At 61.1% G+C, this 16,145-nt stretch carries 19 protein-coding genes and 1 pseudogene; 4 read left to right on the forward strand and 16 right to left on the reverse strand.

Features of this window, described 5'->3' with window-relative positions; genetic code table 11:
* Window positions 1-5 precede the first annotated feature (5 nt).
* The 4 genes from pstB to ACW4E8_RS15790 form a co-directional block, all read right to left on the reverse strand.
* Complete coding sequence (gene pstB / locus ACW4E8_RS15775; RefSeq protein ID WP_456805492.1) at window positions 6-788, reverse strand: phosphate ABC transporter ATP-binding protein PstB; 783 nt, start codon at window positions 786-788, stop codon at window positions 6-8.
* A gap of 71 nt (window positions 789-859) precedes the next feature.
* Window positions 860-1,783, reverse strand: coding sequence for a phosphate ABC transporter permease PstA (gene pstA, locus ACW4E8_RS15780; RefSeq protein WP_456805351.1), 924 nt, complete (start codon window positions 1,781-1,783; stop codon window positions 860-862).
* A gap of 10 nt (window positions 1,784-1,793) precedes the next feature.
* Complete coding sequence (gene pstC, locus ACW4E8_RS15785; RefSeq protein ID WP_456805352.1) at window positions 1,794-2,762, reverse strand: phosphate ABC transporter permease subunit PstC; 969 nt, start codon at window positions 2,760-2,762, stop codon at window positions 1,794-1,796.
* Window positions 2,763-2,822: 60 nt separating this feature from the next.
* Complete coding sequence (locus tag ACW4E8_RS15790) at window positions 2,823-3,815, reverse strand: PstS family phosphate ABC transporter substrate-binding protein (protein WP_456805353.1); 993 nt, start codon at window positions 3,813-3,815, stop codon at window positions 2,823-2,825.
* A 192-nt stretch (window positions 3,816-4,007) separates the two neighbouring features.
* On the opposite strand from ACW4E8_RS15790, the gene ACW4E8_RS15795 reads away from it, so the two are divergent.
* Window positions 4,008-4,373, forward strand: a complete 366-nt coding sequence (locus ACW4E8_RS15795; RefSeq protein WP_456805354.1) for an ArsR/SmtB family transcription factor — start codon at window positions 4,008-4,010, stop codon at window positions 4,371-4,373.
* Window position 4,374: 1 nt separating this feature from the next.
* On the opposite strand, the gene arsN2 is transcribed toward ACW4E8_RS15795, so the two are convergent.
* Window positions 4,375-4,836: an arsenic resistance N-acetyltransferase ArsN2 gene (arsN2, locus tag ACW4E8_RS15800; RefSeq protein ID WP_456805355.1), complete on the reverse strand. Its 462-nt coding sequence runs from the start codon at window positions 4,834-4,836 to the stop codon at window positions 4,375-4,377.
* Window positions 4,837-4,904: 68 nt separating this feature from the next.
* On the opposite strand from arsN2, the gene arsH reads away from it, so the two are divergent.
* Entirely contained in the window at window positions 4,905-5,624 is a 720-nt protein-coding gene (arsH, locus tag ACW4E8_RS15805) for an arsenical resistance protein ArsH (protein WP_456805356.1), read from the forward strand.
* Between the two features lie 54 nt (window positions 5,625-5,678).
* Here arsH and ACW4E8_RS15810 read toward each other — a convergent pair whose 3' ends face one another.
* Window positions 5,679-7,901, reverse strand: a complete 2,223-nt coding sequence (locus ACW4E8_RS15810) for a PhoX family protein (protein WP_456805357.1) — start codon at window positions 7,899-7,901, stop codon at window positions 5,679-5,681.
* A 203-nt stretch (window positions 7,902-8,104) separates the two neighbouring features.
* Here ACW4E8_RS15810 and ACW4E8_RS15815 point away from each other — a divergent pair, with 203 nt between their 5' ends.
* Window positions 8,105-8,281, forward strand: coding sequence for a hypothetical protein (locus ACW4E8_RS15815; protein ID WP_456805358.1), 177 nt, complete (start codon window positions 8,105-8,107; stop codon window positions 8,279-8,281).
* Window positions 8,282-8,326: 45 nt separating this feature from the next.
* Here the strand turns inward: ACW4E8_RS15815 and ACW4E8_RS15820 are convergent, their stop codons facing one another.
* The 7 genes from ACW4E8_RS15820 to ACW4E8_RS15850 form a co-directional block, all read right to left on the reverse strand.
* On the reverse strand, window positions 8,327-9,589 hold the full coding sequence (locus tag ACW4E8_RS15820) for an MFS transporter (protein ID WP_456805359.1): 1,263 nt from the start codon (window positions 9,587-9,589) through the stop codon (window positions 8,327-8,329).
* A gap of 88 nt (window positions 9,590-9,677) precedes the next feature.
* Entirely contained in the window at window positions 9,678-10,754 is a 1,077-nt protein-coding gene (gene arsB / locus ACW4E8_RS15825; protein WP_456805360.1) for an ACR3 family arsenite efflux transporter, read from the reverse strand.
* Window positions 10,755-10,798: 44 nt separating this feature from the next.
* A complete protein-coding gene (locus ACW4E8_RS15830; RefSeq protein WP_456805361.1) occupies window positions 10,799-11,293 on the reverse strand; it encodes an arsenate reductase ArsC in 495 nt (164 codons plus the stop codon).
* Window positions 11,294-11,318: 25 nt separating this feature from the next.
* Complete coding sequence (locus ACW4E8_RS15835; RefSeq protein ID WP_456805362.1) at window positions 11,319-11,813, reverse strand: arsenate reductase ArsC; 495 nt, start codon at window positions 11,811-11,813, stop codon at window positions 11,319-11,321.
* Window positions 11,814-11,822: 9 nt separating this feature from the next.
* Window positions 11,823-12,305: an ArsI/CadI family heavy metal resistance metalloenzyme gene (locus ACW4E8_RS15840; protein WP_456805363.1), complete on the reverse strand. Its 483-nt coding sequence runs from the start codon at window positions 12,303-12,305 to the stop codon at window positions 11,823-11,825.
* 13 nt (window positions 12,306-12,318) lie between these two features.
* Complete coding sequence (locus ACW4E8_RS15845) at window positions 12,319-12,636, reverse strand: ArsR/SmtB family transcription factor (RefSeq protein ID WP_456805364.1); 318 nt, start codon at window positions 12,634-12,636, stop codon at window positions 12,319-12,321.
* A 108-nt stretch (window positions 12,637-12,744) separates the two neighbouring features.
* Window positions 12,745-12,951, reverse strand: coding sequence for a hypothetical protein (locus ACW4E8_RS15850; protein WP_456805365.1), 207 nt, complete (start codon window positions 12,949-12,951; stop codon window positions 12,745-12,747).
* Between the two features lie 587 nt (window positions 12,952-13,538).
* Between ACW4E8_RS15850 and ACW4E8_RS15855 the strand changes: the two are divergent.
* Window positions 13,539-14,527, forward strand: a pseudogene (locus ACW4E8_RS15855) (DUF4158 domain-containing protein); the annotation flags it as partial.
* 55 nt (window positions 14,528-14,582) lie between these two features.
* Here ACW4E8_RS15855 and ACW4E8_RS15860 read toward each other — a convergent pair.
* The 3 genes from ACW4E8_RS15860 to ACW4E8_RS15870 are packed head-to-tail and all read right to left on the reverse strand — an operon-like array spanning window position 14,583 to window position 16,028.
* A complete protein-coding gene (locus ACW4E8_RS15860; RefSeq protein WP_456805366.1) occupies window positions 14,583-15,278 on the reverse strand; it encodes a cytochrome c biogenesis CcdA family protein in 696 nt (231 codons plus the stop codon).
* A gap of 10 nt (window positions 15,279-15,288) precedes the next feature.
* Entirely contained in the window at window positions 15,289-15,588 is a 300-nt protein-coding gene (locus tag ACW4E8_RS15865; RefSeq protein ID WP_456805367.1) for a glutaredoxin family protein, read from the reverse strand.
* 14 nt (window positions 15,589-15,602) lie between these two features.
* A complete protein-coding gene (locus ACW4E8_RS15870; RefSeq protein ID WP_456805368.1) occupies window positions 15,603-16,028 on the reverse strand; it encodes a heavy metal-responsive transcriptional regulator in 426 nt (141 codons plus the stop codon).
* Window positions 16,029-16,145 lie beyond the last annotated feature (117 nt).

Consider the following 16,145-nt stretch of genomic DNA (forward strand, 5'->3'; position numbering starts at 1 on the left):
CAAGGTCAGCCGAAACGTCCGGTGATGTAGTCCTCCGTCGCCTGCTTGGTGGGCTTCAGGAAGATCTGGTTGGTCTGTCCATATTCGATCAGCTCACCCAGGTACATGTAGGCCGTGAAATCCGAGACGCGTGCGGCCTGCTGCATGTTGTGGGTAACGATCAAGATGGTGACCCGAGACCTGAGCTGGCTGATCAGTTCCTCGATGCTGCCAGTCGCGATGGGATCCAGTGCCGAGGTCGGCTCGTCGAACAACAGAAGTTCAGGATCGGTAGCCAGGCAACGGGCAATGCAAAGGCGCTGCTGCTGGCCACCGGACAGCGCCGTGGCCTGCGCGTGCAGCCGGTCCTTTACCTCGTCCCAAAGTGCGGCACCACGCAGCGCTTCCTCGACGCGGTCGTCCAGCAGGGAGCGGGTCCTCTCTCCACGCAGCCGTAGCCCATAGGCCACGTTCTCATAGATCGATTTCGGGAACGGATTTGGCTTCTGGAACACCATGCCGATGCGCATGCGCACCTCAATGGGATCGACGCGCGGATCAAGAATATTGGTGTTGTCCGGATACAGTCGGATGCCGCCCTCGTAGCGGTTCCCAGGGTACAGGTCGTGCATGCGGTTGAAGGACCGCAGCAGCGTCGACTTGCCGCACCCCGACGGGCCGATCAGCGCTGTGACGCGCTTCTCCTGGATGGGGAGATTCACGTTCTTCAGCGCCTGGAAAGACCCATAGTAGAAATTGAAATTGATGGCGGCGGCCTTCACCGGCGACGGCTCCAACGTACTTGCCATGAGTTCTTCCGTAACGGTGCCGCGCGCCGGCGCCGCATAACCCATCTGGTCTTGCAGGGGCATGGTGTTGCTTACCATTTGATGTTCTTCCTCAGGCGATAGCGGATCCAGATGGCCAATCCATTCATGGAGAGCGTCATCAGGACCAGAATGAAGCCGGCGGCCGCGGCGTTCTGCTGGAAGGCTTCCTCGGGCCTCGACGTCCAGTTGAACATCTGGATCGGCATCACCGTGAAGCCTGACCAGAGCCATTCGAAGTTGAGCCACGGAAACGACGGGTCGATGGGCGACGCCGGCAGGAACGCAATGAAGGTGAGTGCGCCGATGGTGATGATCGGCGCCGTTTCGCCGATGGCCCGCGACATGCCGATGATTACGCCGGTCATGATGCCGGGCATGGAATAGGGAATGATGTGGTCCCGCGTCACCTGCCAGCGTGTCGCGCCCAGGCCGTATGCGCCTTCGCGGATATGCTGAGGGATGGCACGAATCGCTTCGCGTGTCGCCACAATCACAATAGGCAGGATCAACAGCGCAAGCGTCAGGCCGGCAGACAGCACACTCTGCCCAAAGCCGAAGGCGTAGACGAAGATTCCAAGCGCCAGCAGGCCATAGACGATGGACGGAACGCCCGCCAGATTTGTGACGTTGATCTCGATGATATCGGTCACCAGGTTCCTGGGTGCGTATTCCTCCAGGTAGGTTCCTGCGGCGATGCCCAGTGGTACGGCGGTGATCGCCGTTACGAGCATCACCAACAGGGAGCCGACCCAAGCGGACAGGATGCCCGCCTGCCCGGCGCGCCGCGACGGGAAGTTGGTAAAGAACTCAGGGGTAAGACGCTCCCACCCGGTGTACGCCATCTGCAGGAACAGGGCGGCAAACGTGAGGACCCCTATGAGAAGTGCAAAAAAGCCGGCGATGGCGAAGAAGAGATCCCACCGCTTGTTCGATTTGATGACGACGCGGATCGCGTCGAGTGCTGGCTGGTGCATGGCGGACTCGTCAATAGGCTTCGCGATAGCGGCGGCGGATGATGTGCCCCAGGATGTTGAAGAGCAAGGTCATCAACATCAGCGTCAGGCCTGCGGCGAATATCGACTGGTAGCCGATGGAGCCGTGCGGCAGGTCACCCAGTGCCACCTGGACGATGTAGGCCGAGATCGTCTGTGCCGGCTCCATCGGATTCATCGTGAAGTTCGGCTGCATGCCGGCAGCGACCGCGACGATCATGGTTTCGCCCACGGCGCGCGAGATGCCGAGGATGTAGGCGGACAGAATGCCGGACAGCGCCGCGGGGACCACGACCCGCCAGGCGGTCTGGAAGCGGGTGCCGCCCATTGCGTACGATCCTTCGCGCAGGTTCATTGGCACCGCTCGCATGGCATCTTCTGCCAGGGAGCTGACGTACGGGATGATGGCGATGCCCATCACCAGTCCTGCGGACAGCATGTTGAAGCCGGGCAGCGAAGGGAAAAGTACCTGGAGCAGCGGCGTGACCACCGTCAGTGCGAAGTAACCGTAGACGATGGTAGGAATGCCACCCAGCAGTTCCAGGAACGGCTTGATGACTTCCCGCAACGCCGGATTGGCAAATTCAGACAGGTAAATGGCAATGGTGGTACCCAGCGGAATGGCGACCGCCAGCGCCACCAGTGAGGTCGTCAGCGTGCCCAGCAACAGGGGCAGGATGCCGTATCGCGGATCGGCAAAGAGCGGGGTCCACAGGGTGTCGGTAAAGAACTGTCTGATGGGGATATTGCTGAAGAAGTGCGCCGACTCGCTGACCAGGACCCAGACGATACCCAGCGTCGCAAGCACGGATACCGAGGCAGCAAGGAACAGGATGGATTCAATGAAGCGCTCCCTGCTATTGCGGAACGCCTTCTTGGCGAGACGATCGCTAACCGCGTGCGGCGTCAGGCCGAGCGCCGATACGTTGGAGGTTGCGGTGGCGGGTGAGTGGTCTGGCATGTCGGCCTTCGCGCGAGCGTTAAGACAGGGCGCGAGCTCTTGCCCGCGCCCGGCAACCGATTACAGCTTGGCTTCGCGAGCCAGCAGCGAATCGATGGTCGCCGCAACGTCCGGCTCACCACCGAACACGGTGCCCAGCTTCTTTTTCGCCAGATGGTCCGCCGCGGTCGTATAGGCCTTGGCCGGCAGCGGAACGTATTTCACTTCCGCAGCGAGACGGGCGCCGTGCTGCAGGTAGTAAGCCACGAACTCCTTGACCTCCGGCTTGTCCAACGACTTCTCGTTGACATAGATGAAGATCGGGCGGGCGAGCGGATTGTAGGAACCGTCCAGCACCGCGCTGGCGGCAGGCGCGATGGGCTTGCCGCTCTTATTGACGATGGGCACGGCCTTCAGCTTGCCCTTGTTCTCTTCGTAGTAGGCGTAGCCGAAGTAACCGATCCCGTTCACATCCCGCGAAACGCCTTGGACCAACACGTTGTCGTCTTCCGAGGCGGTGTAGTCACCGCGCGAAGACTTGGCCTTGCCGACGATGGCCTCGGTGAAATAGTCAAAGGTGCCAGAGTCCGAGCCCGCGCCGAACAACTTCAGCGGGGTATCCGGGAACGACGGGTCCACCTGCTTCCAGGTCGTGACCTTGCCTTGCGCGGCCGGCTCCCACATCTTCTTGAGCTGCTCGACCGTCAGCTGCTTGACGAAGGTGTTCTTCGGATTGACGACTACGGTCAGCGCGTCAAATGCGATGGGCAGTTCGTAGTACTTGACGCCGGTCTGCGCGCAGGCTTCCATCTCCTGCTTCAGGATCGGGCGCGACGCGTTCGAAATGTCGGTCTCGCCGCGGCAGAATTTCTTGAAGCCGCCGCCCGTGCCAGAGATGCCGACGGTGACCTTGGTGGCCCCCTTCTTGGCCTTCTGGAAGTCTTCAGCAACCGCTTCAGTGACGGGATAGACAGTGCTGGAGCCGTCGATCTTGACGATGGCTTGGCCGTGGGCGGCCTGCGAACCGATGGCAAACGCGGCCGCCGCGACGGCGGCATGGGGGGTGAAGCGCATTTGGAACTCCCTTGGGTCTGTGTGTATGGGCAAGATCAACAGGGCCAGATTAGGAACTATGATTCCAGAAATCTAGTCATATCGAATCATGGAGCAGAAATATGACAGCTGTATGACGGTTCATGACACTCGCGTGAAACCTCAGCCGCTCAAACTTGCGCCGACCCCGCCAATACCTCTACAGTTCGAGAAATGAAGAATGAAAACGCCGTAGCAGCGCTCGCTGCACTTGCCCAGGATTCCCGTTTGGCGATTTTCCGCTTGCTTGTCCAAGCCGGCCTGGATGGCGTCAGCGCGGGCCGGATTCGCGAAGCTCTTGGTGTACCGCCCGCCACTTTGTCCTTCCATCTGAAAGAACTGGTTCATGCAGGCCTGATCAAGAACACTCAGGAAGGCAAATTTGTGATTTATCGGGCTCAGTTCGACAAAATGAACGAGCTCATTGCGTTCCTGATGGAGCATTGCTGCGAGGGGCATCCTGAGGCCTGCGGCGTGGCAAATGCGGAATGCAAGCCGGTAGCGGCAAAGCGTCGCCGCGCTGCCACCGAGTCGGCCTGAGTTACAACAGCCTGAGCATCGCCGTCGCGGAAGCGGGGCATACGCCCTGAAACTGGCTCGACTCCAGCAGCCGCGGCGGCACAGCGCTGCGCTCTACGCGCGTGAACCCATGCTGCGCGAAGTACGACTCGGCACTGATCGTCAACAGGGCCATGCAACGGATGCCGCGCAACCGGCACTCCTCAAGCAGGGGCCCCACCAGGCCCGCCGCGACGCCCGTGCTGCGGGCGTCTGGGGCGACAGCGACGGAACGCAGCAGCGCCGAATCGCCGTAGTACTCCAGTCCTGCGCACCCGAGGAGTTCGCCCTTCGGACCCTCGGCAAGGAGAAAGTTCTCCACATGCTCGGCCACTGCCACCACGGGCAGGGCGCAGGCCAGCAGTAGTGCTTCGATGGCAGCCAGGTCATCCGTCGTGGCGTGGCGCAGCCTCATGGCTTCCTTTCCCTTCATGGCGATGGACACATACTATGCCGGCCCTCGACAAGACCACACTTCCATAATTGCAGTATCATCGAATAAAAGGAGTCACGATGATCGATACGCTTCCCAACATTGCCCCGTCGCAGTTCCACGAAATCTCAGCGGAACGCCTGTCGCAGCCGCTTTCTGGCCAGGCCCCTCGCATCCTGCTGCTCTATGGCTCCCTGCGCGAGCGTTCGTACAGCCGGCTGCTGGTCGAGGAAGCCGCCCGCATCCTGCGCACCCTGGGTGCCGAAACACGGATCTTCGATCCGCGCGGCCTGCCGTTACCTGATGCGACGGCGGCAGACCATCCCAAGGTAGTCGAACTACGCAAGCTCTCCGAATGGTCGGAAGGCCAGGTCTGGTGCAGTCCAGAGCGGCATGGCGCCATTACCGGCGTGATCAAGACCCAGATCGACTGGCTGCCGCTGGAGAGTGCGGGTATCCGGCCGACACAAGGGCGCACGCTGGCTGTGATGCAGGTGTCCGGAGGCTCCCAGTCGTTCAATTCGGTCAATACGCTGCGACTGCTCGGCCGCTGGATGCGGATGTTCACCATCCCGAACCAGTCATCCGTACCCAAGGCATATGAGGAGTTCGACGAGGCCGGCCGCATGAAGCCGTCGTCCTATTACGACCGCGTAGTGGATGTGATGGAGGAACTCTACAAATTCACGCTGCTGCTGCGCGACAAGTCGGACTACCTGACCGACCGCTATAGCGAGCGCAAGGAAGCGGCCGCCAAAGCGGCCAAACGCGATCTCGCCACAGAAGCGCAGACAGCTTGACCATCGCGTGCCCTGGACGATTTGGCCGTCCAGGGATTTCTCGACAAATGGCTGTCAGCTTCCGATAGCGCCGCCGTCATCCTTGGTGATCACGACCGTGGCCGAGCGCGGGCGTGCAGAGCCACCGTCCGGCCAGTGGCTTGCATACTTGGACGGCGTGGCAAGGTCAGCCACAGCGGTTTCCTCGCCGGGGTGCTGGATGTTGATGAACAGCGTCTTGCCGTCAGGCGTTTCGGCAACACCGGTCACTTCGCAACCCGACGGCCCGACCAGGAAGCGCTTCAGCGTCGACTCCGCCGCTTTCTTGCCGACCGGCGTGGTCACCGACTTGGTGCCACCCGAAACGTTGTAGGTCAGCGTCACGTTGCCGCCATCACCGATCTTGCCGGGCAGCGCTGCCAGCATCATGCAATTAGTGACATCGGTGTACGCGCCGTCGTCCGTCTGGATCCAGCAGACGCCGGTCTTGGGGCTGAACCACAGGCCGTCAGGGCTGGAGAAGTCATTGGCAGCAGTCAAGCCGGACAGGTTGATGGTCGCCGCGTCAGCGCCGGCCTCCGAGCCGAACAGGTAGATATCCCACTTGAACGTCATCGAGGCTGGGTTCGCGTCGGCTTCCGCGAGGCGGATGATGTGGCCGTTTACGTTGCCCGACTGTGTGGTCGAGCCCTTCATATCCGTATAGGCGCGAGGATTTGCCGCGTCCACGGCGACCTGAGATGAACTGGACGGCGCGGCACGCCGGTTGCTGTTGTTAGTGAGCGTGAAGTAGATCTCGCCGGTGCGCGGATGTGCCGAGCACCATTCCGGGCGGTCCATCTTGGTCGCACCCACGGCGTCGGCAGCCAGCCGGCTATGGATGCAAACGTCTCCCTGGTCAGCAAAGGTATAAGCACCGTAGCCCTGGATTGCCGGGTTGCTGATGGCCAGCTCGATCCATTCGCCGGTGCCGTCGGCATTGAACTTGGCGACATACAGCTTGCCATTGTCCAGGTACTTGTCGCCCACAGCGAGCCGATCGATCGCAGTGGCGTCGGACCCCTGCCATGCCGCCGCCGAGACGTACTTGTAAATGTACTCGTTGCGCGAATCGTCACCCATATAGAAGGCGAGCGGCTTTCCTTCCACCGCCAGCGACACCGCGGCGCTCTCGTGCGCGAAGCGGCCGAGCGCCGTGCGCTTGCGGGCGCGAGAACTCTTATTGTAGGGGTCAATCTCGACCACATAGCCGAAGGTGTTGGCCGCATTGCGGTAGTCCAGCTCCGCAGCGCCCGCCTTGACGCTGACGTCCCAGCGGTCGTACAGATCGCCGCCGCCGGCAACCGATGCCCACTGGTACGCCCCGACGACTCCCGGCGTGATGCCGTAGCGGCCGAGCGCGTACGCCGACTTCGCATCGCGCGTGGTGTCGCCCGACGCGCGCGCAAAGAACGAAGACCAGTTCTCTTCACCGGTGACCAGCGTACCCCACGGCGTCTGACCGGTGCCACAGTTGTTGAGCGTGCCGCGCGTGACGGTCGCATCGGTGGAGTACCGGGTGGCCATCAGCGCGTTGCCTCGCGCCGGGCCAGTGATATCGATCGCGGTGGCAGCGGTAATGCGGCGATTGAACGCCGAGCCCTTTACATACGTGAAGCCGGCGCTACCCTTCGCGACCTCGACGATCGAAACGCCCAGCGCAGCAATTTCTTTGTCGACCTCCGCTGCCGGACGGGGCGCTGCCGTCGGGCCGTTCGCGTGCAGGAACTGCTGCGACACCCATTCGTGGTTCATGCCAAGCAGGCCGCGCTCGGAAGTCGTGCGATCCGGCGCATTGCCAGCAGTGTTGAGCCCGAAGAACTCGATGCCGTCGTGCCACTCGCCGTTGCGGAGCTCGAAATCAGTGTCGGTCCCGTCATTCTTGTATGCCGGCGTGCTGGCGCCAAGCGGGTCGCCCACTGCGATCAGGACCCGCGCGGTGTAGCCGTTGGGTACCGAGAGCGTGTCGGCCAGCGATTTCGGCACCGCGCCGAACTGCAGAAGCTGCTGCGGCTGGGCCGGTGCTGGCGCGCCGCCAGGGGTCGGCGCCGGCGCGGGTTCGGAATCATCGCCACCGCATGCCGTTAGGGAAATCGAACCAAGCAGTGCGGCTGCCGCGCCGCCGACCCCGGCCTTCAGCATCCCTCGCCGGCTGAAGCGGGCGGCAAGGATCTCGTCGAACGTGGGATTGGCGACATGGTTGTGGCCGATGTCGTCCATATCCGTATCGGGTGCGACGAATGTTGGCAGCTTCTTCATTTCAGGCTCTCCTGTGGGTTAGGAGTCTCAAGATATGTCCGAAGCATGAAGCGCAGACGTCGCTTTGGTGACAATTCAATTAAACGATTCCGGAAATATCGACTTATATCCGAGGGATGGCGGATGGCTTGACCTTGCCCTATTGGGAAGGTCCATAGTCAGGGTATAGGAGTCGGGGTGGGCCCAAGATGGAAGTATGCAGAATGGAAAACTGGCGTCATCCAACCTTGCACGAAGAGGTCTTTGTCCTATTCACCAAGGCTTGCCGGCAAGGCGATCTGGAATTGGCTGAGTACCTTCTCCGCACCCTGGAAGCATTGGCTCGCAGGCAGCGGGGCAAGCAATTGCTCGAAAAGGCATACCTGCTATTGGCTGAATAAACTTGGCCCATTCGAATCGACCATGAACGGCCCTGCTAGATACTTTTAGCTGTCGCGGGTTGCGAGCAGCTTGGCAAACGCGCCGTGTCTCCAGGTCGCCGCAAACAGCAATACCAACGCGAGCGCGGCGAGGCCTGACAACGCGAATGCTCGCCATGCAAACGTCGCTCCGCTCGAGGCCACAAATGCATAGCACAGCGGCGCCAGCGCCATTGCCAGCAACCCTGGTCTGGCCAACCGCCCGAGCAAGCTGCCTACGGGATAGGATGGAAACAGATCCGATGGCAGCGTTCCCCTGACGATCGTCAGGAGACCATTGCTCAGTCCATAAAGCGCTGCGAAGGCAAATCCGCCGGCAACGCTTCCGGCGGTGATCGAAAGCAGCACTAGAGCGAGGCAGAGCAGCGCCAGGGAAAACCGTCCCGCCTGGCTCGCACGGAACCGGCTGGATAGCGCCAACTCCAGCATGCGGCCCGTTACCTGCATTGGCCCGATGACACTCGCGACCATCACCGCCTGCGCGACCGTAAGACCACCGAGCTGCAACAAGCTCAGCAGATGGACTGACAAAGCGCCGAAGACAAACAGCGCGGCGGCAAACGCACCGCCTAGCAGGTAGAAGCGGATACCCGGTGTCATGTCAGCACCTTTGGCCAACGGCCCCTTGGTCTCGCCCTGCACGTCTGGCGCGGCACTGCGGGTAAATGTGGGGAGCACCAACGCATGCAGGGGGAGGCAGATAACGAGCTGCAAAGCGGCGAACGCCACAAGGGTCATGCGCCAGCCGATCTCCGCATTCAGATACGCGGTAATCGGCCAGAACACCGTACTCGCGAAGCCGCCAAAAAGAGTCAGGGCTGAGACGCTCCTGCGATATCGATCAGGGGCGAGCTGGTGCAGTGTGGCGAAGGCGGGATCATACAGCGCCATGGGCATGGCCAGTCCCGCCAGTATCCAGGCGACGTAGACGGTCGGGACGTTGTTGGCGAGCCCGAGCACCCCCAGAGACAGCGCTGCAGTGATTGAGCCAGCGCACAGGATGCGTTTACCGCCAAGGCGATCGATCGCTTTCCCTGTGCGAGGCGCGGTCAATGCAGATACCAACAGCGCCATGGTGAAGGCGCCGAAAAGAACCGGTTGATCGATTTGCAGCTCGGCCTGGATTGGCCCGGACAAGACCGCGAACGCATAGTAGAGGCTGCCCCACGATGCGATCTGTGCAATCCCCAAAGCAGGGATCACCACGGTAAGCCGCACCGTTGGAACGGGTGATGCGGCCTCTTGGTTGCTGCCAATGGCGCTACGCATACCGGGCCCTCCTTGGGCGCGACACAAAAACGCCCGGAACAGAGCCGGGCGTTGAGCGGGTTCTTCTTGTTTTGTCCTGTGCAGAGCGTCAGGCCTTGGCCCCCGCCTCGTACCAGGATTGCGTCCGATTGACGATACCGACGACCAGCAGCATGACAGGCACTTCAATCAGCACGCCGACCACCGTTGCCAGCGCCGCTCCTGACTTGAAGCCGAACAGGCTGATCGCCGTTGCCACCGCCAGTTCGAAAAAATTGCTGGCGCCAATCAGCGAGGACGGGCCCGCCACACAGTGCGCTACGCCGAGCTTCCGATTGAGAAGGTACGCCAGCCCGGAATTCAGGAACACTTGGATCAGGATGGGCACGGCCAGCAGTGCGATCACCAGCGGCTGCTCGATGATGGCCTGTCCCTGGAAGGCAAACAGCAGCACCAGCGTCAGCAGCAGCGCAGCGATGGAAAACGGCCCGAGCTTGCGCACTACCCGCTGGAAGTGTGCTACGCCCTTGCTCAGCAGCAGCTTGCGCAGAACCTGCGAGATCGCCACGGGCACCACGATGTAAAGCGCGACAGAAGTCAGCAGCGTGTCCCACGGCACAGTGATGGACGACAGGCCCAGCAGCAGGGCCACCACCGGCGCGAAGGCGACCACCATGATGGCGTCGTTCAGCGCCACCTGCGACAGCGTGAAATACGGATCGCCCTTGCAGAGCTGGCTCCATACGAACACCATCGCCGTGCACGGTGCCGCGGCCAGCAGGATCAGCCCGGCGATATAGCTGTCGAGCTGTTCGGCGGGCAGCATCGGCGCGAACAGGTGTCGCACGAACAGCCAGCCGAGCAGCGCCATCGAGAACGGCTTGACGGCCCAGTTGATGAACAGCGTCACGCCGATGCCGCGCCAGTGGGATTTCACCTGGCCCAGCGCGCCGAAGTCGATCTTCAGCAGCATCGGGATGATCATGATCCAGATCAGGATGCCGACCGGCAGATTCACCTGGGCGTACTCCATGCTGCCGATCGCCTGGAATACACCTGGCATCGCCTGTCCAAGCGCGATACCGACGACGATGCACAGGGCCACCCAGATGGTCAGGTAGCGTTCGAAGAAGCCAATGGCCGGCTTGGTCGAAATGGGGGCGTGTGTAGTTGCGTTTTGATTCATTGGATGATTCCTCGCCGGGATTTGCGAATGCCCCGGACCGGACTTCAGTTTTTCGCGATCGCGTTGAGCGCGTCCTGGAGTTCCGCGTTGCTCATGGTCTCCAGCGGCAGTGCCAGCAGTTGCAGCATGCGGTAGCCAATGGCCTCGCGCGTGAGCTCGAATGCCAGGCGCTTGCCCTCGTCGCCGCCCAGGGCATTGGACGGGTCGGCATAGCCCCAGTGCACCTTGACCGGGCTGCCCGGCCAATAGGGGCACTGCTCGGACGCGGCGCTGTCGCAGACAGTGATCACGATCCGCATTTCCAGCGCGTTGTCGTCAACAAATTCGTCCCAGCTCTTGCTGCGGTAGCCAGCCACATCGACACCGGCATTCGTCAGTGCTTCGAGTGCGAACGGATTCAGGCGCCCGCTTGGTGCGCTGCCGGCGCTGAAGGCGCGGACATCCTTGCCGAGCTTCTTGGCCCAATGGTTGAGCATCCCTTCGCTCAGCACGCTGCGAGCGGAGTTGTGGGTGCACAGGATCAGAACGTTGGTGGTCATGGAGAGTTCAAGTTTCAGAGTTGTTTCAGCGTAGCCCGATGTCCCGCACGGCGTGCTGCAGGCCGACGGCATCCAGCTTATCGATGGGGAGAGCCAGCAGGTACTCGATTCGCCGCGTGAGAATCACCGCCGCTTCGCGGACCAGTTTTTGCCGGCGTTCGTCGGACGCATCGCCCGCCGCTGGATCCGCTACCCCCCAGTGCGCGGTCATCGGCTGGCCCGGCCAAACCGGGCAGACCTCACCGGCGGCCTTGTCGCAGACGGTAAAGACGAAGTCGAGCACCGGCCCGCCGTCCCGGGCAAATTCATCCCAGCTCTTACTGCGAAACCCGTCTGTCGGCAGGCCCAGCTTTGCCAGCGCCGCCAGCGCGAACGGGTTGACGGCTCCGGTCGGGTGGCTGCCTGCCGAGTAGGCACGGAAGCGGCCATCCCCGAGATGGTTCATCAGCCCCTCGGCAAGGATGGAGCGGGCTGAATTGCCGGTGCAAATAAAAAGGACGTTGTACGCACTATTCCTCATGGCGGGTCCTTAGCAGCATGACGAGTTGGATTTCACCGCGACGCCGATCGGCTTGCCGCGAGGCGCACGCGGCGCGCAACAGGCAGAGCCTTCCGTGGCGGCCGCTTCAGCCTTGCCTTCCCCGAACACGGGGACGTCACCCAGCGTATGGAAGTGCTCCCACGCAATGCCCTGGGGATCGGTCACCCAGTGCTTTTCGCTGCGGGCGTAGCAGCATGTAGTCTCGCCCTGGTCCAGCAGCGCCATGTCGGCCGCCTCGGCGCGCGCCTTGAGCTCGGCAAGCTCAGCGGCATCATCCGTTTGGAAGCCGAGGTGATCGACACCGGAGTCTTGGCCGCGCGTGGAAATTGCGAAGTTGATACGAGGATCCTCGAGCATCCACTTTGCATAGTCGCTCTCCACCCGCGTTGGCTCGGCGGCAAACAGTTTGGAATAGAAGGCAATGCTCTTGTCCAAGTCTTCGACATGGACGTGAACGTGAAAGCGCTTCATCAGGATATCTCCATCAACATTGACAGGAAGCCGCCTCTTCCTCTTTGACGCCCTCGCAGCAATTGGCGCTGAGGTAGCCGAGCAATGCATGCATATGCTCAAAAGCGGCACGGTAGATCACATTTCGTCCGTCGCGCTCTTGCGTTACCAAGCTGGCGTGAGCCAGTTCCTTCAGGTGAAACGACAAGGTAGCGGCCGGCACATCCAGCCGCTCGGCGATCGCGCCGGGCGTCAAACCGCCCGGGCCAGCGACAACCAGCATCCGGAAGACCTGGAGGCGAAGACCGTGAGCCAAAGCTGCAAGGGAGCGGACAATATCGTTTTCTTCCATATTTCCACGATACCGGAAATATCGCATAAGCGCAAGCTCTGGAAATATGACTCAACTCAAGAGTCCAACACACGAGGGACCGTGCAGTGGCGCCATACCTAGGCGTTATCAGCCGACCTGATTTCCTTTGCCAATCGGCAGCAGGCCGCGGAAGGATTTCTCGATATGAGCCACCATGGACGGCTTGGCCATCCCGCGCAGCACCACAAGGAACTCTTCGAAGGATTGCTCAACATCCGCCAAATCAGCCGCACTAATCAAACGCATTCTGATGGAATTGTCTGGTGTACCGAATGTCTGTGCCATGATGTCCATCAGATACATCTTTGCCGTGACCAGGGAACGTTTCTCGGCCGCACGTCTAGGCTGCACGGGCTTGCGACTGATTTCCGACCATCGACTTGACAGCAAGCGCATTGGCTGAGGCAGCGACAAGCCGGATATAATCCCACTCGCAAAAGCTGAAGCACCGCATCGGCTTCGAGTCCAAGTAGTCTGGTCCGCTCAAGAAGGTCATCCGCGCTGGTTCGGCCATCCACCATGATAAGAAGCGCGCGGTGCCGGCGGTCCAGTGAACCGGTTCGCGCCGCTATTTCCTGGCGTCCGGCATCTGTCTTCTCCAACAGCCCAGCAATACTTTCCATCGCACGCCCTCCCTTGGGGGCTACCACGCTATAGCGCCTCGCTTACAAGAGTGTGACGATTCGATATTGGCAAGCCCATGAGGAGGCAGACGCTTCGCGCGCCAAGGAGGGGTCATGCCAAGATGCGGTCAATCGGCTATCATAAGCCTAGTTATATAGATTTGAATTTGCATTTCTCGTAGTTATAAGAAATCACTGGATTTCGGTTATCGCCCTCGGCTAGACTGGCTGGCCCTTCAGCGATTGCCGAGATCCTGTATGGCCACCGTCGAGCGTACCGCCTACCCGCGTTTCCCGAAGGTCTTCTCGACCAAAAGGTTGCAGACGTGCTATACGCCGGATGCCGAAGAGTTGGACTGGGCTAACCGGTTCGCTCGCGGACAAGGTTCCCGACTTGGCCTGTTGGTCCTGCTGAAGGTTTTCCAGCAACTGCACTACTTTCCCAATCTGGATACGGTACCGACGGCCGTGATCGACCACGTGCGTGCCAGCGCCGGTCTGGATTCCGGTACGCATTTTGGCTATGACCGTAAGCTTTCCCCCACGCTGTTCCGGCACTACACGGCAGTGCGCGAATTCCTTGGCGTGCAGCCGTATATCGGCACGGATGCCAACGAGGTAACGATCCGTGCCGCGCGCGAAGCTGCGGAGACGATGGATCAGCCGGTGGATATCATTAACGCCACCATTGATGCACTGGTCCTGCAGCAGGTCGAACTGCCGGCATTCTCCACCCTGGATAGTCATTGCCGAGCAGATTCACACTCGCACGCAAACCGCATTGCTTCGGCGCGTGACAAGACGCTTGTCGGATGAGGAACGGCAAAAGTTTGACAAACTTCTCGTCCGGGAGTTTGCCACCCGCCAGACCGTCTACAACAACGTCAAGCGCCACGCGCGGCGCCTGGCTCGACGGCTTTGGCGACTTCTCTCGGGCGCTGGCTGGCGTTCCAGGCTCGAAGCTGCGCTCACTGGCGAGCCAAGCGATGAGCCTGGATGCCGCCAACCTCAAGGAAACTCTACCCGAGAAGCGTTACACGCTGATCGTGGCGCTGCTCAACCACATGCGCGTGCGCACCCGCGACGATCTCGCGGAAATGTTTATCCGCCGCATGGGGGCGATTCACAAGCGGGCCCGCGACGAGATGGAGCGTATCCAGTCTCGCCAGCGCGCCCAGATGGAGAAGTTGGTCACCTTGCTCGACGGCGTGGTGGATATCGTCGCCGATGGCAAGGATGCGATCGCATCTCGGCCAGTTTGTCGACTCATTGGACAGCTCCAGTTTGCGCACCAGTTCACCTTCAGGCCGCTAGCTCGGGAACGATGAAGAAATACGCATTCAGCATGTAGAGGCCGGAAAGAATCAGCACGATCGCGCCGGCGATCTCGAAGGCTTTTTGGTAACGCTTCAGCACAGCGAGGCTCTCCAGCCGGCCCAAGGTCACCGCGCCGACGATGATAGGCACGGCACGGCCCAACGCGAACGAGAATAAAAGGGTCGCGCCGAACAACGGAGACCCGATCACCGCAACGATGCCGAGTAAGATCACCATAGCCGGCGTGCAGGCTGGGCAGACGGCGACGGCAAAGGGGGCACCAAGGACGAACGCGCCCCAACTGCTGCCCACTCTTTTGGCGCGAACGGGAAGTGATGGCAAGGGCAGTCTGATCCATCCCGGCCACATAAGCCCGAGCAGGATCAGCGCCGGTCCCAGCACGACTCCCCATTCACGCCCAATGACCCTCTCTACCCATTGGCCGCCCAGGGCGGCGGCCAGCCCCAACAGCGTTTGGGTGAGGACCATCCCGAGGATGAACATGGCGCCATACCTGATCGCCGTTTTCGTCTCGTGTGCTTTGGTGACGTAGGCCAACGCCACCGGAATCGCGGCCAGCGCCACCGGGTTGAAGGTGAACACGAACCCCAGCAAGAACCCCACGCCCAGCGATGCTAGGCTGGCCTGCTCCAGCGTGCTTCGCAATGCCTCGATATCCATTAAGCTCTTCCTATAGGTTTGCGTATGCTGGGACGCTGTCCGGCAGCATCTGCCCCAATCGCCGTGCCAACGCCTCGCGCAGTTTGGCGGCGCTGGGTAGTTGCGGAAACAAGAGTTCGCCGTCAATCGCGATCGACGGTGTCACCAGCACCCCAAGCTCGACCGCGTAGTCCATTTCCTCCAGGATGTTCACGTCACGCCAGACCACCTGATCCTCGCCGAATTCCGCAGCGACGGCTTTCAGGATTTGCCGGGCTTGGTCACAATTGCCGCAGCCCGGCGCTGAGAAGACTTCGACCTTGATACTCATGGCAACTATTCCGTTCATTTGGCTTTGCGCTTCTGTTCTGAAAGGCTCGATTCCAGCGCGGCGAGAATCGGGCATTCCTCTAGCGGCCTTTCCTCAACCGTACAGATGTCGATCAACTCGCTCAAGGCTTGCGACATGGCTTTCATCGCCTTGATCTTGGCCTCGAGCTGAAGCTTCTTCTGGATCGCGAGGCTGCGCACATCCTGGCAGCAGGAGCAGTCAAGACTCTTCAGTTCCAGTAGTTGGCGGATTTCAGATAGCGCCAGGCCACACTGCTGGGCATGCTTGATGAAGTTCAGCCGCCGTACCGCATCCTCACCGTAGAGTCGGTAACCTGCCTCCGTCTTTCTGGCGGGCAGCAACAGGCCTTCTTCCTCATAGAATCGGAGGGTATCGGTACTGAGCTGTGCAAGCTTCGCGAGCTTGCCGATCGTGAGCATCGTATCGCTTTGGGGGGCATTGTCGGGTCGATCGGCTGGCTTCCGCTTCCCGCGAGCGACCGGCGCGCGGCCGGCGGTGTTGGTGACAACGGCTGGTGGCCTCGTGTTTCCGGCGAC

The organism is Cupriavidus sp. CP313, assembly GCF_054072015.1.